Genomic DNA, 20,206 nt, shown 5'->3' with positions numbered 1-20,206 from the left:
TCACGTGAAACAGGCGCTTCGCCGGACCTTCAGAACGAGTCGCTGCCGCGCCAGCCATCGGGATCCACACCGCCCGGCACGGCAGCCCCCTCGTCGTACGGCTGACGGGTGAAGACGAACGAGCCGAGGTCCAGATGGTCCACGGTTCCGTCCGGGCACCGGACGGCCTTCAGGAGCTCGCCCGCGTAGTAGCCCTCCAGACCCGTCCATGTGCCGTCGCCGTTGACGCGGAACCGCGAGCGGCGCCCCTTACCGGACAACGGCTCCAGCGAGACGAGTCCGTCCGCGGTCAGCCTCAGGGCGAAGGCGTACGTCCCCCAGTACCAGGGTCCCGCCAACTCCAGGACCGCCGTGTCGACCTCGGGCATCGGCCGCCAGGGCTCGGGAATCCGCGGCTCGGCCTCAGCGACGATACGGACCAGGTCGGCGGCGACAAGGGAGACCGGCGGGCCGGAGGTGCAGTTGGCCAGCACCACGGCCGCGACATCGTCCTCCACGCTGAGAGTCAGACTCGCGAGGAAGCCCGGCAACGACCCACCGTGCCCGAAAAGGAGCCGTCCGTCCCTGCGCTGGACCTGCACGCCCAGACCGTATGCGGCACCATCCACCACGTCGACAGCCTCGGGCGGCGCCGCAGGCGTCCGCATCTCCAGTACGCTCTCAGCGCTCAGCACCCGGTCGTCGCCCCGGGCAAGAAAGGCGGCGAACCGCGCCAAGTCAGCTGTCGTCGACCACAGTTGCCCAGCCGGCGCCATCCGCCCGAGGTCCTCGACAGGTTCGGGAAGCATCGCATCGGCCCAGGGATGCACCGCCCAGCCTCCCGCGTGCGGCTCCTGCGGTCGCGTACTCGTACGCTTCAGGCCCAGGGGTTCGAGCACTTCACGCCGGAGTACCTCCTCCCACGGAGCGCCACGCAGCTTCTCCACCAGCGCACCCAGCAGCGTGTAGCCGGGGTTCGAGTAGTGGAACCGGCGGCCGGACGGATGCAGGAAGGGCTGCTCGCCCACGACGTCGGACAGTTCGGGCCGCAGGGATCCGGAGGTCCGTTCCCACCATGGGCCGGGTGACTCGGCCGCCAGCCCACTGGTGTGCGCGAGGAGTTCAACGATGGTGGCCTCCCCCACGCCGGTGCCCGGCAGATGCTTCTCCAGCGGATCACCGAGATCGAGCAGGCCCTCGTCACGCAGTCTCAGAACGAGAACAGCGGTGAAGGTCTTGGTGATCGAGCCGATGCGGTACTGCACGTTCTCGTCCGGGGCATGCCCCTCCAGCGAGGTACGCGAGCCGTGCCACACGGTCCGCCCGTCCCGTACGACGGCGGCGACCAGCGAGGGCGCACGCCCTTCGGCCTGGGCCACGGCGATGCGGTGCAGCAGCGCCCGGCGTGTGGTGGGAAGCAGCTCTTCCTGAGGTGTCGTCATGCCTCCAGTCCACCCGGTGGCCGCTCGGGAGTCGAGCGCATATCCCCCAAGGAACTGTGGCGTCTCGCCGCTCGTGACGCCGAGATCAGGCGGCTTGCCCGTGTCGGCCGAGCACACCACGCTGAGCCCCGAGCACGAGGACTAGCGGCGAGCCCAGATCGCGCACCGATGAGTCTCCCGCGCCACGCTGGTCTATACGCCGGACACCCACGGACGGAAGGCTGGACCATGCGGAAACTGATCTACGGCATGAACCTGACCCTGGACGGCTATATCGCCGCGGTCGGCGACGACATCGGCTGGAGCGGACCGCCGAGCCCCGAGCTGTTCCAGTGGTGGCTCGACCACGAGCAGGCGAGTGGCCTGTCGCTGTATGGGCGCAAGCTCTGGGAGACGATGAGTTCCTACTGGCCGACCGGCGACCAGCAGCCCAACGCCACCCCGGCGGAGATCGAGTTCGCGCGGAACTGGCGGGACACCCCGAAGGTGGTGTTCTCCTCGACGATCGACAAGGTCGACTGGAACACCCGCCTGGTCACCGGCGACGCAATCGCCGAGATCACCCGGCTCAAGGCCGAGGACGGCGGCCCGATGAACATCGGCGGCGCAACGCTCGCCGGTGCGGCCATGCGCGCCGGGCTGATCGACGAGTACGTGATCGCCACCCATCCGGTCCTGGTGGGCGACGGCACGCCGTTCTTCACCGCGCTGGACAGCTGGGTGAACCTGAACCTGGTGGAGACGCGGACGTTTCCCGGCGGCGTGGTCCTGACCAGGTACGAGACGAGGCGCTGAGCAGCTTCCCGCTGTCTCGCGGGGGCGGTCAGGTCTGCGCCATGTCCACGAACCGCGAGTAGTGGCCCTGGAAGGCGACCGTGATCGTCGCCGTCGGGCCGTTACGGTGCTTGCCCACGATGATGTCCGCCTCGCCGGCGCGCGGTGACTCCTTCTCGTAGGCGTCCTCACGGTGCAGCAGGATCACCATGTCGGCGTCCTGCTCGATGGAGCCGGACTCACGCAGGTCGGACACCATCGGCTTCTTGTCCGTGCGCTGCTCGGGACCACGGTTGAGCTGCGAGAGCGCGATCACCGGGACCTCCAGCTCCTTCGCCAGGAGCTTGAGGTTACGGGACATGTCCGAGACCTCCTGCTGACGGCTCTCGGCACGCTTCGAACCACCGGACTGCATCAGTTGCAGATAGTCGATGATCACGAGCTTGATGTCATTGCGCTGCTTCAGCCGACGGCACTTCGCGCGGATCTCCATCATCGACAGGTTCGGGGAGTCGTCGATATAGAGCGGCGCAGCGGTGACCTCGGGCATCCGCCGCGCCAGCCGGGTCCAGTCCTCGTCCGTCATGGTTCCGGAACGCATGTGGTGCAGGGCCACGCGTGCCTCGGCCGACAGCAGACGCATCGCGATCTCGTTGCGCCCCATCTCCAGGGAGAAGATGACGCTCGCCAGGTTGTTCTTGATCGACGCCGCTCGCGCGAAGTCCAGCGCGAGGGTGGACTTACCCATCGCGGGGCGGGCCGCGATGACGATCATCTGACCCGGGTGCAGACCGTTGGTGAGCGAGTCGAGGTCCGTGAAGCCAGTGGGCACACCGGTCATCTCACCGGTGCGCGAGCCGATCGCCTCGATCTCGTCGAGCGCGCCCTCCATGATGTCGCCGAGCGGCAGATAGTCCTCGCTGGTGCGCTGCTCGGTGACCGCGTAGATCTCGGCCTGGGCGCGGTTGACGATCTCGTCGACGTCGTCGTCGGCGGCGTATCCCATCTGTGTGATGCGGGTGCCGGCCTCGACCAGGCGGCGCAGCACCGCGCGCTCATGCACGATCTCCGCGTAGTACTCGGCGTTAGCCGCCGTCGGCACCATCTGGACGAGGGTGTGGAGATACGAGGCGCCGCCGACCTTGTTGATCTCGCCGCGCTTGGTCAGCTCGGCGGCGATGGTGATGGGGTCGGCCGGCTCACCCTTGGCATAGACGTCGAGGATCGCCTGAAAGATCGTCTCGTGCGCGGGCTTGTAGAAGTCGTGGCCCTTGATGACCTCGACGACATCGGCGATGGCGTCCTTGGACAGGAGCATGCCGCCGAGGACGGACTGTTCGGCGTCGAGGTCCTGGGGCGGGACCCGCTCGAAGGCCGAACCGCCGCCGTCCCACTCTCCGCTGTCCCGACCGCGGTCATGCTGATCGTCGCGTCCTCGACCACCGTCGCCGCGCCGGCGGGAGGCGGGCAGACGATCACTGGGGCCGCTGTCGGCCCACGGGTCGTCCAAGGGCTCGGAAATACTCACCGAGCCACCTCCTCCCGTCCGCCGAGCGGACCTCGCCGTGCCCCTCTGTTCTACGGCACGCCACTGACAAATAAGAGGCCCAACTCCGGTTCTGGCACGTCGGTTTTGTGACGCTTTCACGGCCGACGAACGGAGCGGGCGCCGGACCACGGTAGGCCCGCGGGCACCGTCAGCCAATCTGGTTATCCACAGGCCATGTGGACGACGGCCCGGATGCTGTGGAGAACTCCACAAAACCTGTGCACGACCCGGTGGACAGCCCTGTGAACAAGCCTGGCGAGACTCGCAAGGACCGGCCTTGACCTGCGACTTTGCCGTCCACCGGCTGTGCAGAAGAAAAACTTCCCCAGTCGGACCAAGATCGCTTCGAACGGTGCACGAAAGCGCACGACGCGAGACCAGGAGTAAGGGTCAGTAAGGGATTGCATCTCTTACCTGTGGACGATTAGATTGGTGGCCATGACACAGGCTCCCGCGAGACCCAAGGCCGTCCGGCGACAGCACGATCGAGAGATCGTCGCTCTGGCCGTTCCGGCCTTCGGCGCACTCGTCGCCGAGCCACTCTTCGTCATGGCCGACAGTGCGATCATCGGCCATCTCGGCACGGCACAGCTCGCTGGGCTCGGGGTCGCCTCGGCCCTCCTCATGACAGCCGTCAGTGTCTTCGTCTTCCTCGCCTACGCCACCACCGCTGCCGTCGCCCGACGCGTCGGCGCCGGCGACCTCCAGGCCGCCATCCGCCAGGGCATGGACGGCATCTGGCTGGCCCTCCTCCTCGGCCTCACCGTCGTCGCGGTCGTCCTGCCCACAGCGCCGTTTCTCGTGGAACTCTTCGGCGCCTCGGACACAGCGGCCCCGTACGCAACCACCTACCTACGGATCTCGGCACTCGGCATCCCGGCCATGCTCGTCGTACTCGCCGCCACCGGAGTCCTGCGCGGCCTACAGGACACCAGGACCCCGCTCTACGTCGCCGTCGCGGGCTTCATCGCCAACGCCGCCCTCAACGCGGGCCTCGTCTACGGCGCCGGCCTCGGCATCGCGGGTTCCGCATGGGGCACCGTCATCGCCCAGTGCGGCATGGCCGCGATCTATCTCATGGTCGTGGTCCGCGGCGCGCGCGAACACGGCGCCTCTCTGCGTCCCGACGCGGTCGGGATAAGGGCCTCCGCACAGGCCGGAGTGCCCTTGCTGGTCCGCACCCTCTCACTGCGGGCGATCCTGATGATCGCGACGGCCGTCGCAGCCCGCCTCGGGGACGCCGACATCGCCGCGCACCAAATCATCCTGTCGCTGTGGAGCCTGCTCGCCTTCGCCCTGGACGCCATCGCCATCGCCGGTCAGGCCATCATCGGCAGGTATCTCGGCGCCGGTGACGCCGAGGGCGCCCGGGCCGCCTGCCGCCGCATGGTGGAGTGGGGCGTCGCGGCCGGCGTCGTCCTAGGCCTCCTCGTGGTGATGAGCCGGCCGCTCTTCCTGCCGTTGTTCACCAGCGATTCGGTCGTCAAGGATGCTGCCCTGCCCGCCCTTCTCGTGGTGGCGCTCTCCCAGCCGATCTGCGGCGTCGTCTTCGTCCTGGACGGCGTTCTGATGGGAGCGGGCGACGGCCCCTATCTCGCCTGGGCCATGGTGCTCACCCTGGCGGTCTTCACTCCGGTCTCGCTGCTCGTCCTTGTGGTCGGTGGCGGCCTCACGGCAATCTGGGCCGCAATGACGCTGATGATGACGGTGCGCATGCTGACGCTCTGGCTGCGCTCCCGATCGGGCCGCTGGATCGTCACGGGCGCGACGCGCTGACTGTTTCACGTGAAACACGCTGTTCCACGTGAAACCGACGCGGCCCCTGCTCCGGGATCCGCCTCCGCTTCCTGGTACGCGGCCGTTCGCTGCACAGTGAAGGGGCCGTACCCCAGCGGGTACGGCCCCTTCATTCAGCTACTCAAGCCGAGCGCAGCGATCAGGCCGCGATGACCTCGATGTTGACCTTGGCGGCAACCTCGGGGTGCAGACGCACGGACGTCTCGTGGGCGCCCAGGGTCTTGATCGGCGCGCCGAGCTCGATGCGGCGCTTGTCGACCTCGGGGCCACCGGCAGCCTTGATCGCGGACGCGATGTCGGCCGGAGTGACGGAACCGAAGAGACGACCGGCGTCGCCGGAGCGGACGGCCAGACGGACCTTCACACCCTCGAGCTGGGCCTTGACAGCGTTGGCCTGCTCGATGGTCTGAATCTCGTGGATCTTGCGAGCACGACGGATCTGCTCGACGTCCTTCTCGCCACCCTTGGTCCAACGGATAGCGAACTTCCGCGGGATCAGGTAGTTGCGAGCGTAACCGTCCTTGACGTCGACGACGTCGCCCGCGGCACCGAGGCCGGAGACCTCGTGGGTGAGGATGATCTTCATGTGTCGGTCACCCTTCCCTTAGCGCGCGGTGGAGGTGTAGGGCAGCAGCGCCATCTCACGGCTGTTCTTGACGGCCGTGGCGACGTCACGCTGGTGCTGCGTGCAGTTGCCGGTCACGCGGCGGGCACGGATCTTGCCGCGGTCGGAAATGAACTTCCGCAGCATGTTCGTGTCCTTGTAGTCCACATACGTGACCTTGTCCTTGCAGAAAGCGCAGACCTTCTTCTTCGGCTTGCGCACAGGCGGCTTCGCCATGGTGTTTCTCCTGTGTGATCAAGAAGTTTGGGTGCGGCCCACCCCAGACCCGAAGGCCTAGAAGGGGGGCTCTTCCGAGTAGCCGCCGCCACCGCCGCCGGAGTTTCCACCCCAGCCGCCGCCACCGCCGCCGCCCTGGTTGCCACCGGCGGGAGCGCCGGTCGCCCACGGGTCGTCGGCGGGAGCACCGCCGCCCTGCTGGCCGCCACCGGGGCCACCGCCCCAGCCGCCGCCACCCTGGCCGCCACCGCCGCCGTAACCGCCCTGGCCACCGCGGGCGCCACCGGAGGTCTTGGTGACCTTCGCCGTGGCGTTCCGCAGGCTGGCGCCGACTTCCTCGACGTCCAGCTCGTAGACCGTGCGCTTGACGCCCTCACGGTCCTCGTAGGACCGCTGCTTCAGCCGGCCCTGCACGATGACGCGCATGCCTCGCTGGAGCGACTCGGCGACGTTCTCCGCCGCCTGACGCCAGACCGAGCAGGTCAGGAACAGGCTCTCGCCGTCCTTCCACTCGTTCGTCTGACGGTCGAAGGTGCGGGGAGTGGACGCGACACGGAACTTCGCGACCGCCGCACCGGACGGGGTGAAGCGCAGCTCGGGGTCATCGACAAGGTTGCCGACGACCGTGATGACGGTCTCGCCTGCCATGGGGGAACCTCTCGGCGGGTTTGCTCTGGCTGCTTGGTTGCTGCTACTCGAATCCCGAGATCAACTGAGCGGGAGAGCTCAGTGGGTCTCGGGGCGGAGGACCTTGGTCCGGAGGACCGACTCGTTCAGGTTCATCTGGCGGTCGAGCTCCTTGACGACCCCAGGCTCGGCCTGCAGGTCGATGACCGAGTAGATGCCCTCGGGCTTCTTCTTGATCTCGTACGCGAGACGACGACGGCCCCAGGTGTCGACCTTCTCCACCTTGCCGTTGCCCTCGCGGACGACGGAGAGGAAGTTCTCGATCAGGGGGGCGACAGCGCGCTCCTCCAGATCAGGGTCGAGGATGACCATCACCTCGTAGTGACGCATGTGGAACCCACCTCCTTTGGACTCAGCGGCCACGGTCGTTCCGTGGCAGGAGGGTTGTGATGCGTACGCAACGGTATCGGCCGCCACTGACAATCGGGGGTGACCTCGCGGTTCCCCGAGCTGGCCCGGGCAGACACCGGTGCAGACGCTACACAGTACCCGCACACCGGCGTCCGGTTGAAATCCGGCCGCCGTCGCCCACAATCTGTACACATCGGGTGTGTATGGCGCTACGATGCGCCGCCTTCCGCAGGAGGTGCCCTATGGCACAGGCAATGCGACCCAACACCGTCGGAGGCCTTTTCGCCACGGACGGAAAGCCTCACCCTCTCCAGGACACCCTGCTCGCGGTGACCCTGGTGCTGGGCATCACGTCCTTCGTCACAGCCCAGTTCCACGACCTGAACCTACTCACCTCGTGGACCGGTCTGGTAGGCATCCTGACCGGTGCGTACGGCCAGTGGATCTCGGTGACGACCCGTGAGCGGTTCGGTCTGATCCTGGGCCTCGGTGCCTCTGGAGTCGGCTTCTTCCTCGGTATGGCGCACGGCGGGCTCTTCGGCGGCTGACGCCTGCCACCGCTCCCTCCTCGCGCCGGCCGCGGAGACCGCGCCCTCCGAACACCGGTAGAACACCGCATAGAACGCCCTCGAACGCTCCGGCGGCTCACAAGACCGGAGCGAAGCTGTCGTACGCCCAGTCGGGGCGCTCCCAAGGCGCAGTAGGCTTCGGCGCGAGAGCCGGAGCCCCTGTACCCATGGGGACACACCAGCCCGAGGAGCGCCCCGAATGAGCCTGACCCTGAGGACGATCAGTCGCGAGCAGCATCTGGCATACATCCAGAGCCTGCCGTCGGCGAGCCACATGCAGGTCCCGGCCTGGGCGGACGTGAAGGCCGAGTGGCGCTCGGAGAGCCTCGGTTGGTTCGACAGGAGCGGTGAACTGGTCGGCGCCGGCCTCGTCCTCTACCGCCAGCTTCCCAAGATCAAGCGCTACCTCGCCTATCTGCCCGAGGGCCCGGTCATCAACTGGTTCGCGCCGAATCTGACCGAGTGGCTGGAACCGATGCTCGCGCATCTGAAGAACCAGGGCGCTTTCTCCGTGAAGATGGGCCCGCCGGTGATCATCCGGCGCTGGGAGGCGGGCTCCATCAAGCAGGGCATCCAGAACCCCGACGTGAAGCGGCTGCGCGACATCGAGGCCGACTTCATCGAGCCGCGCGCCTTCGAGGTCGCCGACAAGCTGCGTCGTATGGGCTGGCAGCAGGGCGAGGACGGCGGGGCCGGCTTCGGCGACGTACAGCCCCGCTATGTCTTCCAGGTGCCGCTGGCCAACCGATCCCTGGAAGAGGTCCACAAGAACTTCAACCAACTGTGGCGGCGCAACATCAAGAAGGCCGAGAAGGCCGGCGTCGAGGTCGTCCAGGGCGGCTACCAGGACCTCGAGGAATGGCAGCGCCTGTACGAGATCACGGCCGTGCGCGACCACTTCCGGCCCCGCCCGCTGTCGTACTTCCAGCGCATGTGGACGGCCCTCAACACCGAGGACCCCAACCGCATGCGGCTGTACTTCGCCCGCCACGAGGGCGTGAACCTGTCGGCGGCGACCATGCTGATCGTCGGAGGCCATGTCTGGTACTCCTACGGCGCTTCCGACAACATCGGCCGTGAGGTCCGGCCCTCGAACGCGATGCAGTGGCGGATGCTGCGCGACGCCTACGCCCTCGGCGCGACCGTCTACGACCTGCGCGGCATCTCCGACTCGCTGGACGAGACCGACCACCTCTTCGGCCTGATCCAGTTCAAGGTGGGCACGGGCGGGCAGGCCGCCGAGTACCTCGGCGAATGGGACTTCCCGCTGAACAAGCTGCTCCACAAGGCGCTCGACATCTACATGTCGCGTCGCTGACCTCTCGTTCTCTGCTTCGATACCGTCCATAGCTGCACTGTCGATAGCTTCCACATCTCTGATACACCGCAGCCACGAGAAAGGTTCCAGGTCCGGCCATGGCGCTCACGCTCTACGTCGACACCGCGCGCTGGCGGGCGCATCACAAGCACGTGCAGGAGCAGTTCCCGGGCCTCGTCCCGGTCTGCAAGGGCAACGGCTACGGCTTCGGACACGAACGCCTCGCGGAGGAGGCCACCCGGCTGGGCTCCGAGGTCCTCGCCGTGGGCACGACGTACGAGGCCGCGCGCATCAAGGACTGGTTCGGCGGTGATCTGCTGGTTCTGACGCCGTACCGACGCGGCGAGGAGCCCGTGCCGCTGCCCGACCGTGTCATCCGCTCGGTGTCGTCGGTGGACGGCGTGTACGGCCTCGTGGGCGCCCGTGTGGTCATCGAGGTGATGTCCTCGATGAAGCGGCACGGCATCAGCGAGCAGGACCTGCCGCAGTTGCACGCCGCCATCGAGAACGTCCGGCTCGAGGGCTTCGCCATCCATCTACCGCTTGACCGCACCGACGGCTCGGACGCCGTCGAGGAGGTCATCGGCTGGATGGACCGGCTGCGCGCCGCCCGCCTGCCGCTGCACACGATGTTCGTCAGCCACCTCAAGGCCGAGGAACTCGCCCGCCTGCAGCAGCAGTTCCCGCAGACCCGCTTCCGCGCGCGCATCGGCACCCGGCTGTGGCTGGGGGACCACGAGGCCACGGAGTACCGCGGCGCGGTCCTGGACGTCACGCGCGTGTCCAAGGGCGACCGCTTCGGCTACCGGCAGCAGCGGGCGGCCTCCGACGGCTTCCTGGTGGTCGTAGCGGGCGGTACGTCGCACGGGGTGGGTCTGGAGGCCCCGAAGGCCCTCCACGGCGTCATGCCGCGCGCCAAGGGCGTCGCCCGGGCCGGCCTCGCCACGGTCAACCGGAACCTTTCTCCCTTCGTGTGGGGCGGCAAGCAGCGCTGGTTCGCGGAGCCGCCGCACATGCAGGTCTCGATCCTGTTCGTCCCCGCGGACGCCCCCGAGCCGAAGGTCGGCGACGAGCTGGTCGCCCATCTGCGGCACACCACCACGCAGTTCGACCGGCTCGTCGACCGCTGACAGCCCCGCCCGGCAACCGAACGGCCGTCGGCGACACCGCAACGACGAAAGGCCGTACACGGCCCCCTTCCGTATACGGCCTTTCGCGTACGCCCCTACGCCCCTACGCCCTGTTCGCTCAGAGCGAACCGCCGGGCGCCCCTCGGCCGCCCCACTCCACCTGCGGCTCCTCGAAGTGGGCCGCATGCCGCGGCGGACGGGCCGCGTGACCGAGCACGAACACGTCCTCGGCCTTGTCGAGAACGCCGCCCGAGGGATCGTCGTCACCTGTCCGGCGTACCGGATCGCGCTCCGGCATGAGGATGTCCCGCACCACGACGGCACACAGGTACAGCGTCCCCAGCAGATGGACGCCGATGGCCCAGTGGTAGCCGTCCGGCGGCAGTCCCTTGTGGGCGTCCCCGCTGGTCGTGTACGCGAGGTACAGCCAGATCCCGAGGAAGTACGCCACCTCGCACGCCTGCCAGATGAGGAAGTCCCGCCACCTCGGCCGGGCCAGCACGGCCAGGGGCACCAGCCACAGGACGTACTGCGGCGAGTAGACCTTGTTGGTGAGGATGAACGCCGCGACGATCAGGAAGGCCATCTGCGCGAAGCGTGGACGTCGCGGCGCGGTGAGCGTGAGCGCGGCGATGCCGGCGCAGCACAACAGCATCAACAGCGTGGCAAGCGTGTTGACGGTCTCGGTGCTCAGTGGATCGTTGGAGTTCTGGGCCATGATCAGCCAGAAGGAGCCGAAGTCGACGCCCCGCTCCTGGCTGAACCGGTAGAACTGCGACCACCCGTCCCAGGCGAGGAGCATCACCGGAAGGTTCACCACCAGCCAGGCGAGGACGGCGCCGCCCAGCGCCTTGCCGAAGTCGCGCCACTTGCCCGCGCGCCAGCACAGGACGAACAACGGGCCGATCAGGAAGACGGGATAGAGCTTCGCGGCCGTGGCGAGCCCCAGCAGGATGCCGAAGGCGAGGGAGCGGCCGCGCGACCACATCAGCATCGCGGCGGCCGTCAGGGCGACGGCCAGCAGGTCCCAGTTGATGGTCGCGGTCAGCGCGAAGGCGGGCGCCAGGGCGACCAGCAGGCCGTCCCAGGGGCGCCGGGCGTGCGTGCGGGTCACGCAGACGGCGATGACGGCCGCGCACACCATCAGCATCCCGGCGTTGACCATCCAGTACCACTGCTCCTGGTGCTGAATGGTGCCGCTGCCCGTCGTGAGCCAGGAGGCGACCTCCATGAACACACCGGTCAGCACCGGGTATTCGAGGTACTCCATGTCGCCGGGGAGCTTGTCGAAGTACGGCACGAGTCCATCGGCGAAGCCGCGCCCCTGGTAGAGGTGCGGGATGTCCGAGTAGCAGGCGTGTGTGTACTGCGAGCTGGCGCCGAAGAACCAGGCGCCGTCGTAGCAGGGCGCCTTCTGGACCAGCCCGAGAGCGAACATGCCGATCGCCACCAGCGCCACGATCCGCACGGGAGTCCACCAGGACGTCCCGAGCAGGGCGCGCCGTCCGATGGGACCACCGATCAGCTCGCTCCCGTTCGCGGCGACCTCGTCCTCCTTGGTCGGCCGCACCAGGTCCGGCTCGTGCACGCTCGTGGGCGTCGTCTCTGCACTGGGCATGGGGCACATCCTGCCGTACCTGTCTGAGAACGGTGCGAGGACGACGGGGGTGTGACGGCCGAGTGTTTCACGTGAAACCGACGTTTCACGTGAAACAGGCCGCCGCCCGAGCCCTCCGTCCAAGCGCCAAAGGCCGGTGGCCGGCACCCATCTGTGGGTGCCGGCCACCGGCCTTCTCACATCTGATCGTGTCGATCAGCCTGAGGGTCCACCGAAGATGCCTCCGCTGCCGTTGCCGTTGCCGTTACCTCCGCCGTTGTCCTCCTCCGTCTCCGTAGGCGTCGGCGACGAGGTCACGCCTCCGTCCGTACCGCCGCTGTCCGAGCCTCCGATGTCATTGCACTGGAAGCCGAAGCAGGTTTCGGTAGGCGTCGCCGTCGGCGACTTCTCCGGCTTCGAGGGCTTCTCCGTCGGTGTCGGACTCTCCTCGACAGTCTCGGTGGGCGTCGGCGCCACGGTCGGGGTCGGAGTGTCGTTGATGATCTCGCCGATGGGCTCGGCCTCCGGGAAGGGCTCGAGGGTGCCATAACTCTTCATGGCCTCGGCCATGTAGTCCTTCCAGACCTGCGCCGGGATGTCACCACCGTGGATGGAGGGCACGTCACCGGTGCCGTTCATGGACAGCAGCTTGCCCTTGTCGGGATCCGTCCGGAACAGGGTCACAGCCGTGGACAGCTCCCTGGTGTACCCGACGAACCACGCCGACTTGTTCTCATCGGTCGTACCCGTCTTGCCGGCCACCGGGAACCCGATGTCCGCGACCTTCTTACCGGTGCCGTTCTTGACCACGTTCTCCAGGACGTCCGTCACGTTGTTCGCGACGTTCGCATCCATGGCTTTCTGCTCCTCCGGGGCATCAAACCCGTCGAGCGGCTGACCGTCCTTGATCACCTTGGTGACCGAGTACGGCTCGAGGTGCATGCCCTCGTTGGCGAAGCTGCCGTACGCGTCGGCCATGCGGATGGCGCTGGGGGTCGACGTACCGAGCGAGAAGGACACGTTCCTGAGGTTGGCCTTGTCGAAGAAGTTGGACGTGATGCCCATCTTGTTCGCCATCTCCCGGGTCTTGGACAGACCGACGTCGATGCCAAGCTGCGCGAACGGGCTGTTGATCGACTGCTCCATGGCCTTCCTGAGTGTCACCTCACCCCAGGCCGTGGTGCCCTCGTTCTTCTGCCGGAACGGCTTTCCGTCATTACCCATGATCGGGTCGCCGTTCTGGTCCTTGATCTCCAGGAGGTCGTTGCCGTTGTACTTGGCCAACGGCGAGAGCGGCTCCGGCGTCGTCTTGTAGGTCCCGTACTGCATCGCGGAGGCCAGCACGATCGGCTTCCAGGTCGAGCCGACCGGCACACCCAGGGTGTTGGCGTTGTTGGAGTAGTGGCCCTTGTCGTAGCCCGCGCCGCCGTACAGCGCGACGATCGCTCCGGTCTTGGGGTCGACCGACGCCCCGCCGAACTGAACGTGCTTGTCCTTCTCCCGCTTCTCGGGTTCGAGGAAGCTCTTCCGCGTCTTCTCGACGGCCGCAGCCAGCTCGTTGACCTTGTCCTTGTCGAAGGTCGTGTAGATCCGGTAGCCGCCCTTCTCCAGATCCTCGGGGGACAGGCCCGCCTTTTTGGCGACGTACTCCTTGGCGATGTCGATCAGATAGCCGGACTGCCCGGACAGGTTCGAGCTCTGCTTCTTGAGCGTGGGGAAGTCGCCGACCTTGGCACGGTCCTCCGGGGTCATACGCCCCACCTCGACCATGCGGCCCAGGATCCACGACCAGCGGTCCTTGGCACGCTTGATGTTGGCCTCCGGCGTAGCACCAGCTCCCACACCACCGTCGGGGTTGTAGAAGTTCGGGCCCTTCAGCACCGCCGCGAGGAAGGCGCACTGCGAGGGGGTGAGCTTCTCGGCGTCCACGCCGAAGTACGCCTGGGCCGCCGCCTGGATGCCGTATGCGTTCCGGCCGTAGTAGGCGATGTTGAGGTAGTTGGCCAGGATCTCGTCCTTCGACATCTGCTGGCCGACCTTGATGGAGATGAACAGTTCCTTGAACTTACGGGAGAGCGTCTGTTCCTGGCTCAGGTAGGCGTTCTTCACGAACTGCTGGGTGATGGTCGAACCACCCTGCGTCTCGCCGCCCCTCGCCATGTTGAGAACGGCTCGTGCGATACCCGCCGGGTCGATGCCGTTGTCCTCGTAGAAGGACGCGTTCTCGGCGGAGACCACCGCGTCCTTCATCTCCCTCGGGATCTTGGCGTCAGGCACGAGTTGGCGGTTCGTCTGGCCACCGGTCGCCGCCATCTGCTTGTTGTTGGACCAGTAGAAGACGTTGTTCTGCGCCTTGGCCGTGTCCTGGGCCTTCGGGATGCCCACCATGGCGTACCCGATGCCCGCCGCGGCGACCAGACCGCCCATGAAGGCGAGGAAGACGCCCGTGACCAGTCGCCACGACGGCACCCAGCGCGCCAGGCCGTACTTGCCCGCGCGCGGATAGTCGATGAACCGCTTCCTGTCCGGCGGCGCCCCACGCCCTCTGCCGCCGCCGGGAGCCGCCCGACGGCCACCCCTGGCCGGTTCGGCCGCTCTGCGGCGGCTGCCGCCGCTTCTCTGGGCCGCGCGTCGTGCTTCGGCGCGGCCGCCGTAGGGACGTTCCTCGCTCACCGAACCGGCGGAACCCGACCCGTACGAGTCGGAGGGAGACCCGGTGGCGCCACGCGGTGCCGCTCGGCGGCCGGAGGACAAGCCGGCCTGACCGCGTCGGGCCGCGGCACGTCCGCCTCCCTGCGGCTGCGGCGGTTTGCGACGGTGCTCGCTCATCGAACGACTACTCCTCGGGCAGGCGCACCCCTGGGCGCCTGTCAACGGCGGCTGATTTCCGGTCCCCCCGGAGTACGGATGCGGTCGGTTCCGCATTCACCCGTACTGCACCGAGGATGACGACGCTCACGGGCGTCACTCGGTTCCCAGTGCTTTTCATGGCGCACAGACTACGCACCGCCAAACCCCACCTAGCCCAGAACTTCACCCCAAATCAGGCAACTCGCTCCACATGAATCCTTGATGTGACCCCGTTCACCGTCCCCCCACTTGTCGCGTCCGGAAGGCCGTTCTATCGTCGTGATGTATCGAGTCGATACATCAGCGCGACATACGACGAGGAGGCGAGGGGATGAGCCGACGTGCCGGAATCCTCGAGTTCGCCGTACTCGGACTGCTGCGCGAGTCCCCGATGCACGGCTATGAGCTGCGCAAACGACTCAATACATCACTGGGCGTGTTCCGGGCCTTCAGCTACGGCACGCTCTATCCCTGCCTCAAGACGCTGGTCGCCAACGGCTGGTTGATCGAGGAACCGGGGAACACCGCCGAGGACGCGCTCGCCGCACCACTCGCGGGCCGTCGCGCCAAGATCGTCTACCGGTTGACGGCAGAAGGTAAGGAGCACTTCGAGGAATTGCTCTCCCAGACCGGGCCCGACGCGTACGAGGACGAGCATTTCGCTGCCCGATTCGCCTTCTTCGGACGCACACCACAGGACGTGCGCATGCGCGTGCTGGAGGGACGCCGCAGCCGGTTGGAGGAGCGCCTGGAGAAGATGCGCGCCTCTCTGGCACGCACGCGGGAGCGCCTCGACGACTACACGCTCGAGCTTCAGCGCCACGGGATGGAGTCCGTGGAGCGCGAAGTGCGCTGGCTGAACGAGCTCATCGAGAGCGAGCGGGCCGGGCGGGACCTGAAGGGTTCCGCCTCCGGGGGGTCCGACTCGCGGGACACCACATCTGGAGCGCCGGGCGGCCTGCCCCGGCCGGGGGACGATCCCAGGCCGGATACGCCCGACGACACCGCCACGTGAGCGCCCACTCAGGGCCTCACTCGTACACACAGGGAGCAACCGGAATGGGTTCGGTTCGCGTAGCCGTCGTCGGCGTGGGCAACTGCGCCGCGTCGCTGGTTCAGGGAGTCGAGTACTACAAGGCCGCCGACCCGGCGTCGAAGGTACCCGGCCTGATGCACGTGCAGTTCGGCGACTACCACGTGCGCGACGTCGAGTTCGTAGCCGCCTTCGATGTCGACGCGAAGAAGGTCGGCCTCGACCTCGCGGATGCCATCGGCGCCAGCGAGAACAACACCATCAAGATCTGCGACGTGCCCCGCACCGGCGTGACCGTCCAGCGCGGCCACACCCTCGACGGCCTGGGCAAGTACTACCGCGCCACCATCGAGGAGTCCGCCGAGGAGCCGGTCGACGTCGTCCAGGTCCTCAAGGACAAGCAGGTCGACGTCCTCGTCTGCTACCTGCCCGTGGGCTCCGAGGACGCGGCCAAGTTCTACGCCCAGTGCGCCATCGACGCGCGTGTCGCCTTCGTCAACGCCCTGCCGGTCTTCATCGCCGGCACGAAGGAGTGGGCGGACAAGTTCACCGAGGCGGGCGTCCCGATCGTCGGCGACGACATCAAGTCCCAGGTCGGCGCCACCATCACGCACCGCGTCATGGCGAAGCTGTTCGAGGACCGCGGTGTCATCCTCGACCGCACGATGCAGCTCAACGTCGGCGGCAACATGGACTTCAAGAACATGCTCGAGCGCGAGCGCCTGGAGTCCAAGAAGATCTCCAAGACGCAGGCCGTCACCTCGCAGATCCCCGACCGGGAGCTCGGCGAGAAGAACGTCCACATCGGCCCGTCCGACTACGTCGCCTGGCTCGACGACCGCAAGTGGGCCTACGTCCGCCTCGAGGGCCGCGCCTTCGGTGACGTCCCGCTGAACCTGGAGTACAAGCTCGAGGTCTGGGACTCCCCGAACTCCGCCGGCGTGATCATCGACGCCCTGCGCGCCGCGAAGATCGCCAAGGACCGCGGCATCGGCGGCCCGATCCTCTCGGCGTCCAGCTACTTCATGAAGTCCCCGCCGGTCCAGTACTTCGACGACGAGGCCCGCGAGAACGTCGAGAAGTTCATCAAGGGGGAAGTCGAGCGGTAGCTCGACACAGCGCAACGCGGTAGCTCGACACAGCGCAACGCGCTGGCTCTACCGGCCACAGCGCGCCAAGGCTCGCTCAGAAACGCTCCTGCCAGAGCTGCCGAGGGCCCCCGGGTTGTAGCGCCCGGGGGCCCTCCCCATATGTGAGGCTGTGCCCCATGTCCGTCGTACGCGACCTGCGGGTCCTGCTGCGCTTCCGGAACTTCCGGCGCCTGCTGGTCGTACGCCTGTTCTCGCAAGGAGCCGACGGCGTCTATCAGACCGCGCTCGCCACGTACGTCGTCTTCTCCCCGGAGCGACAGACCTCGGCCGCCGCGATCGCCTCCGCCATGGCGGTACTGCTCCTGCCCTACTCCCTGATCGGCCCCTTCTCCGGTGTCCTGCTGGACCGTTGGCGGCGCCGTCAGGTGCTGCTGTACGGCAGCCTGCTGCGCACTGTGCTGGCCACGGCCACCGCCGCCCTGATCGTCACCCAGGTCCCGGACTGGCTCTTCTACGTCTCCGCCCTGTGCGTCACCGCCGTCAACCGCTTCGTCCTGTCCGGCCTGTCCGCGGCGCTGCCCCGCGTGGTCGACGAAGAGCGGCTCGTGATCGCCAACTCCCTCTCCCCGACCGCCGGGACGCTCGCCGCGACCGCCGGTGCCGGCCTGGCCTTCCTCGTACGGTTGCTGATCTGGGACTCCGATGCCGCCGTGGTGCTGCTGGGAGCGATCCTGTACCTGTGCGCGGGCCTGGCATCACTGCGCATGACCCCGGAACTGCTCGGGCCCGAGCGCGAGTTGGTGACGCCGCGGCTCGGCACGGCGCTCTCCGGCACCGCACGTGACCTGGCGGCAGGCGTACGCCATCTCTCCACGCCGCCACGCCGACAGGCGGCCTGGGCGCTGTTCGCGATGACGCTGATGCGGTTCTGCTACGGCGCCCTGCTGGTCATGCTGCTGATGCTGTGCCGGTACGCCTTCTCCTCCAACGCCGATGACGGGCTCGCCCTGCTGGGGCTGGCGTTGGGCATCTCCGGCGCCGGCTTCTTCGCGGCGGCGCTGGCAACCCCCTGGGCGGCCGCACGACTCGGGCCCGGTGGCTGGATCGTCGTGTGCGCGGGAGCGGCAGCCATCCTGGTGTCCGCCCTCGGACTCCCCTTCGCCACAGCTCCCACGCTGGTCGCGGCATTCGTCCTGGGCCTGACGACGCAGGGCGCGAAGATCGCGACAGACACGATCTTGCAGTCCTCGGTCGAAGACGGCTTCCGTGGCCGGACCTTTTCCGTCTACGACGTGCTGTTCAACGTCGCCTTCGTCGGAGCCGCCGGAGTGGCCGCCCTGATGCTGCCGCCGGACGGGCGTTCAGCGGCCCTCGTGATCACAGTCGCCGTGATCTATGCGGGCGTTGCGGGGGCTATGGCCCGCTTTGAGTATCGGTCTGTGTCACATCAATGACACAGAGCCACTCCCGGCTACAGCCAGACGCCGAGGGGCGATGTTTCACGTGAAACATCGCCCCTCGGCGTCTCCCGTGGACATGTTTCACGTGAAACAGCCCGCGAGTGTCGAGTCTCAGCCCTGCTCGGCCCACCACTCCTTGAGCGCCGCCACCGCGACATCATGCTCCATCGGCCCGTTCTCCAGCCGAAGCTCCAGCATGTGCTTGTACGCACGGCCGATGACCGGCCCGGGCCCGACGCCAAGGATCTCCATGATCTGGTTCCCGTCGAGGTCGGGCCGGATGGCGTCCAGCTCCTCCTGCTCCTGAAGCTGCGCGATCCGTTCCTCCAAGCCGTCGTAGGCCCGGGACAGCGCCGCCGCCTTGCGCTTGTTCCGCGTCGTGCAGTCCGAGCGGGTCAGCTTGTGGAGGCGGTCGAGAAGCGGTCCGGCGTCACGGACGTATCGACGGACGGCGGAGTCCGTCCACTCTCCCGTGCCGTAGCCATGGAAGCGCAGGTGGAGTTCGACCAGACGAGAGACGTCCTTCACCAGCTCGTTCGAGTACTTGAGCGCCGTCATGCGCTTCTTCGTCATCTTCGCGCCGACCACCTCGTGGTGGTGGAACGAGACCCGGCCGTCCTTCTCGAAGCGACGCGTGCGCGGCTTACCGATGTCGTGCAGCAGCGCGGCAAGCCGGAGGGTCAGGTCGGGACCGTCCTCCTCCAGCGCCATCGCCTGCTCCAGGACGATCAGCGTGTGCTCGTAGACGTCCTTGTGACGGTGGTGCTCGTCGCTCTCCAGTCGCAGGGCCGGCAGCTCGGGCAGGACATGCCCGGCGAGCCCGGTGTCGACCAGCAGTGTGAGGCCCTTACGCGGGTGGGCGGAGAGGATCAGCTTGTTCAGCTCGTCCCGGACCCGCTCCGCCGAGACGATCTCGATGCGCCCGGCCATCTCCGTCATGGCCGCCACCACCTCGGGAGCCACCTCGAAGTCGAGCTGCGCCGCGAACCGCGCCGCGCGCAACATGCGCAGCGGGTCGTCCGAGAAGGACGCCTCCGGCGTACCCGGGGTCCGCAGCACACGGGCCGCGAGGTCCTCCAGTCCGCCGTGCGGGTCGACGAACTCCTTCTCCGGCAGCGCGACGGCCATCGCGTTGACCGTGAAGTCGCGCCGGACGAGGTCCTCCTCGATCGAGTCGCCGTACGACACCTCGGGCTTGCGCGAGGTCCGGTCGTACGCCTCCGAGCGGTAGGTCGTCACCTCGATCTGAAAGCATCGATCAGCGTCTCCGACGCGAGCGTTCTTCTGCGCACCGACCGTGCCGAAGGCGATCCCGACGTCCCACACCGCGTCCGCCCACGGGCGCACGATCTTCAGCACGTCCTCGGGACGGGCGTCGGTCGTGAAGTCCAGGTCGTTGCCGAGCCGGCCGAGCAGCGCGTCCCGGACCGACCCGCCGACCAAGGCGAGTGAGAACCCGGCTTCCCGGAAGCGGCGGGCAAGGTCATCGGCGACAGGCGCGACCCGCAGCAGCTCGCTCACCGCGCGGTGCTGCACCTGGCTCAGGACACTGGACTTGTCTTCGTTGGCGTTCGGCACAACAGAAGAGGGTACGTGGCCCTGGCGACCGCAGGCGCCTCCATTAAACCTGCACACCACGGGCACAGTCGCCGCCACCGGAGCGGGTCCGAGGGCTGTCCTTACGACTTGGTGAAGGGCCCCCTTTTATACCCGTACATACGGGACAGGCCGACAATGC

The 20,206-nt window shown here is 67.6% G+C and carries 17 protein-coding genes; 8 read left to right on the top strand and 9 right to left on the bottom strand.

Annotated features, from left to right (window positions below; translation table 11 throughout):
* Positions 1 to 29 precede the first annotated feature (29 nt).
* Positions 30 to 1,421 (bottom strand): serine hydrolase domain-containing protein, encoded by a 1,392-nt coding sequence (locus ACP4J3_RS08655; RefSeq protein ID WP_426532088.1) that lies wholly within the window; start codon positions 1,419 to 1,421, stop codon positions 30 to 32.
* Between the two features lie 228 nt (positions 1,422 to 1,649).
* Between ACP4J3_RS08655 and ACP4J3_RS08650 the strand changes: the two genes are divergently transcribed.
* Entirely contained in the window at positions 1,650 to 2,216 is a 567-nt protein-coding gene (locus ACP4J3_RS08650) for a dihydrofolate reductase family protein (protein ID WP_426532087.1), read from the top strand.
* Positions 2,217 to 2,244: 28 nt separating this feature from the next.
* Here ACP4J3_RS08650 and dnaB read toward each other — a convergent pair whose 3' ends face one another.
* Positions 2,245 to 3,723, bottom strand: coding sequence for a replicative DNA helicase (gene dnaB / locus ACP4J3_RS08645; RefSeq protein WP_426532085.1), 1,479 nt, complete (start codon positions 3,721 to 3,723; stop codon positions 2,245 to 2,247).
* 459 nt (positions 3,724 to 4,182) lie between these two features.
* Between dnaB and ACP4J3_RS08640 the strand changes: the two genes are divergently transcribed.
* A complete protein-coding gene (locus tag ACP4J3_RS08640; protein ID WP_426532083.1) occupies positions 4,183 to 5,520 on the top strand; it encodes an MATE family efflux transporter in 1,338 nt (445 codons plus the stop codon).
* A 160-nt stretch (positions 5,521 to 5,680) separates the two neighbouring features.
* On the opposite strand, the gene rplI is transcribed toward ACP4J3_RS08640, so the two are convergent.
* The 4 genes from rplI to rpsF all read right to left on the bottom strand — a co-directional run bounded on the left by rplI (position 5,681) and on the right by rpsF (position 7,399).
* A complete protein-coding gene (gene rplI, locus ACP4J3_RS08635; RefSeq protein ID WP_194043864.1) occupies positions 5,681 to 6,127 on the bottom strand; it encodes a 50S ribosomal protein L9 in 447 nt (148 codons plus the stop codon).
* Positions 6,128 to 6,145: 18 nt separating this feature from the next.
* Positions 6,146 to 6,382 (bottom strand): 30S ribosomal protein S18, encoded by a 237-nt coding sequence (gene rpsR, locus ACP4J3_RS08630; protein WP_003949403.1) that lies wholly within the window; start codon positions 6,380 to 6,382, stop codon positions 6,146 to 6,148.
* A gap of 57 nt (positions 6,383 to 6,439) precedes the next feature.
* Positions 6,440 to 7,030, bottom strand: coding sequence for a single-stranded DNA-binding protein (locus tag ACP4J3_RS08625; RefSeq protein ID WP_426532081.1), 591 nt, complete (start codon positions 7,028 to 7,030; stop codon positions 6,440 to 6,442).
* Positions 7,031 to 7,108: 78 nt separating this feature from the next.
* The gene (gene rpsF / locus ACP4J3_RS08620; protein WP_426532079.1) at positions 7,109 to 7,399 is read right to left on the bottom strand and encodes a 30S ribosomal protein S6; all 291 of its coding nucleotides are present in this window, start codon (positions 7,397 to 7,399) and stop codon (positions 7,109 to 7,111) included.
* 263 nt (positions 7,400 to 7,662) lie between these two features.
* Here rpsF and ACP4J3_RS08615 point away from each other — a divergent pair, with 263 nt between their 5' ends.
* The 3 genes from ACP4J3_RS08615 to ACP4J3_RS08605 all read left to right on the top strand — a co-directional run bounded on the left by ACP4J3_RS08615 (position 7,663) and on the right by ACP4J3_RS08605 (position 10,437).
* Positions 7,663 to 7,968: a hypothetical protein gene (locus tag ACP4J3_RS08615; protein WP_426532077.1), complete on the top strand. Its 306-nt coding sequence runs from the start codon at positions 7,663 to 7,665 to the stop codon at positions 7,966 to 7,968.
* A gap of 220 nt (positions 7,969 to 8,188) precedes the next feature.
* Entirely contained in the window at positions 8,189 to 9,307 is a 1,119-nt protein-coding gene (femX, locus tag ACP4J3_RS08610) for a peptidoglycan bridge formation glycyltransferase FemX (protein WP_426532075.1), read from the top strand.
* Positions 9,308 to 9,405: 98 nt separating this feature from the next.
* Complete coding sequence (locus ACP4J3_RS08605; RefSeq protein WP_194043849.1) at positions 9,406 to 10,437, top strand: alanine racemase; 1,032 nt, start codon at positions 9,406 to 9,408, stop codon at positions 10,435 to 10,437.
* Positions 10,438 to 10,555: 118 nt separating this feature from the next.
* Here the strand turns inward: ACP4J3_RS08605 and ACP4J3_RS08600 are convergent, their stop codons facing one another.
* Together ACP4J3_RS08600 and ACP4J3_RS08595 are read right to left on the bottom strand one after the other, a co-directional pair.
* A complete protein-coding gene (locus tag ACP4J3_RS08600) occupies positions 10,556 to 12,055 on the bottom strand; it encodes a glycosyltransferase family 87 protein (RefSeq protein ID WP_426532072.1) in 1,500 nt (499 codons plus the stop codon).
* Between the two features lie 195 nt (positions 12,056 to 12,250).
* Complete coding sequence (locus tag ACP4J3_RS08595; protein ID WP_426532071.1) at positions 12,251 to 14,863, bottom strand: transglycosylase domain-containing protein; 2,613 nt, start codon at positions 14,861 to 14,863, stop codon at positions 12,251 to 12,253.
* A 352-nt stretch (positions 14,864 to 15,215) separates the two neighbouring features.
* On the opposite strand from ACP4J3_RS08595, the gene ACP4J3_RS08590 reads away from it, so the two are divergent.
* From ACP4J3_RS08590 to ACP4J3_RS08580, 3 genes are all read left to right on the top strand, one after another.
* On the top strand, positions 15,216 to 15,899 hold the full coding sequence (locus ACP4J3_RS08590; RefSeq protein ID WP_426532069.1) for a PadR family transcriptional regulator: 684 nt from the start codon (positions 15,216 to 15,218) through the stop codon (positions 15,897 to 15,899).
* A gap of 44 nt (positions 15,900 to 15,943) precedes the next feature.
* Complete coding sequence (locus ACP4J3_RS08585; protein WP_426532067.1) at positions 15,944 to 17,026, top strand: inositol-3-phosphate synthase; 1,083 nt, start codon at positions 15,944 to 15,946, stop codon at positions 17,024 to 17,026.
* A gap of 158 nt (positions 17,027 to 17,184) precedes the next feature.
* Positions 17,185 to 18,462 carry an MFS transporter gene (locus tag ACP4J3_RS08580; RefSeq protein WP_426532065.1) on the top strand — a complete coding sequence of 426 codons (1,278 nt, stop codon included), beginning with the start codon at positions 17,185 to 17,187 and terminating at the stop codon, positions 18,460 to 18,462.
* A gap of 117 nt (positions 18,463 to 18,579) precedes the next feature.
* Here ACP4J3_RS08580 and ACP4J3_RS08575 read toward each other — a convergent pair whose 3' ends face one another.
* Complete coding sequence (locus tag ACP4J3_RS08575; protein ID WP_426532063.1) at positions 18,580 to 20,046, bottom strand: CCA tRNA nucleotidyltransferase; 1,467 nt, start codon at positions 20,044 to 20,046, stop codon at positions 18,580 to 18,582.
* Positions 20,047 to 20,206: the final 160 nt, after the last annotated feature.

This window comes from Streptomyces sp. UG1 (genome assembly GCF_049974585.1).
In the GTDB taxonomy this organism is placed as follows: domain Bacteria; phylum Actinomycetota; class Actinomycetes; order Streptomycetales; family Streptomycetaceae; genus Streptomyces.
This window is presented reverse-complemented; position numbering and strand designations above follow the sequence as displayed.

Coding starts and splice junctions, on each gene's coding strand:
- ACP4J3_RS08655 (WP_426532088.1), bottom strand. CDS start 1,421: ATGACGACACCTCAGGAAGAGCTGCTTCCCACCACACGCCGGGCGCTG.
- ACP4J3_RS08650 (WP_426532087.1), top strand. CDS start 1,650: ATGCGGAAACTGATCTACGGCATGAACCTGACCCTGGACGGCTATATC.
- ACP4J3_RS08640 (WP_426532083.1), top strand. CDS start 4,183: ATGACACAGGCTCCCGCGAGACCCAAGGCCGTCCGGCGACAGCACGAT.
- rplI (WP_194043864.1), bottom strand. CDS start 6,127: ATGAAGATCATCCTCACCCACGAGGTCTCCGGCCTCGGTGCCGCGGGC.
- rpsR (WP_003949403.1), bottom strand. CDS start 6,382: ATGGCGAAGCCGCCTGTGCGCAAGCCGAAGAAGAAGGTCTGCGCTTTC.
- ACP4J3_RS08625 (WP_426532081.1), bottom strand. CDS start 7,030: ATGGCAGGCGAGACCGTCATCACGGTCGTCGGCAACCTTGTCGATGAC.
- rpsF (WP_426532079.1), bottom strand. CDS start 7,399: ATGCGTCACTACGAGGTGATGGTCATCCTCGACCCTGATCTGGAGGAG.
- ACP4J3_RS08615 (WP_426532077.1), top strand. CDS start 7,663: ATGGCACAGGCAATGCGACCCAACACCGTCGGAGGCCTTTTCGCCACG.
- femX (WP_426532075.1), top strand. CDS start 8,189: ATGAGCCTGACCCTGAGGACGATCAGTCGCGAGCAGCATCTGGCATAC.
- ACP4J3_RS08605 (WP_194043849.1), top strand. CDS start 9,406: ATGGCGCTCACGCTCTACGTCGACACCGCGCGCTGGCGGGCGCATCAC.
- ACP4J3_RS08600 (WP_426532072.1), bottom strand. CDS start 12,055: ATGCCCAGTGCAGAGACGACGCCCACGAGCGTGCACGAGCCGGACCTG.
- ACP4J3_RS08595 (WP_426532071.1), bottom strand. CDS start 14,863: ATGAGCGAGCACCGTCGCAAACCGCCGCAGCCGCAGGGAGGCGGACGT.
- ACP4J3_RS08590 (WP_426532069.1), top strand. CDS start 15,216: ATGAGCCGACGTGCCGGAATCCTCGAGTTCGCCGTACTCGGACTGCTG.
- ACP4J3_RS08585 (WP_426532067.1), top strand. CDS start 15,944: ATGGGTTCGGTTCGCGTAGCCGTCGTCGGCGTGGGCAACTGCGCCGCG.
- ACP4J3_RS08580 (WP_426532065.1), top strand. CDS start 17,185: ATGTCCGTCGTACGCGACCTGCGGGTCCTGCTGCGCTTCCGGAACTTC.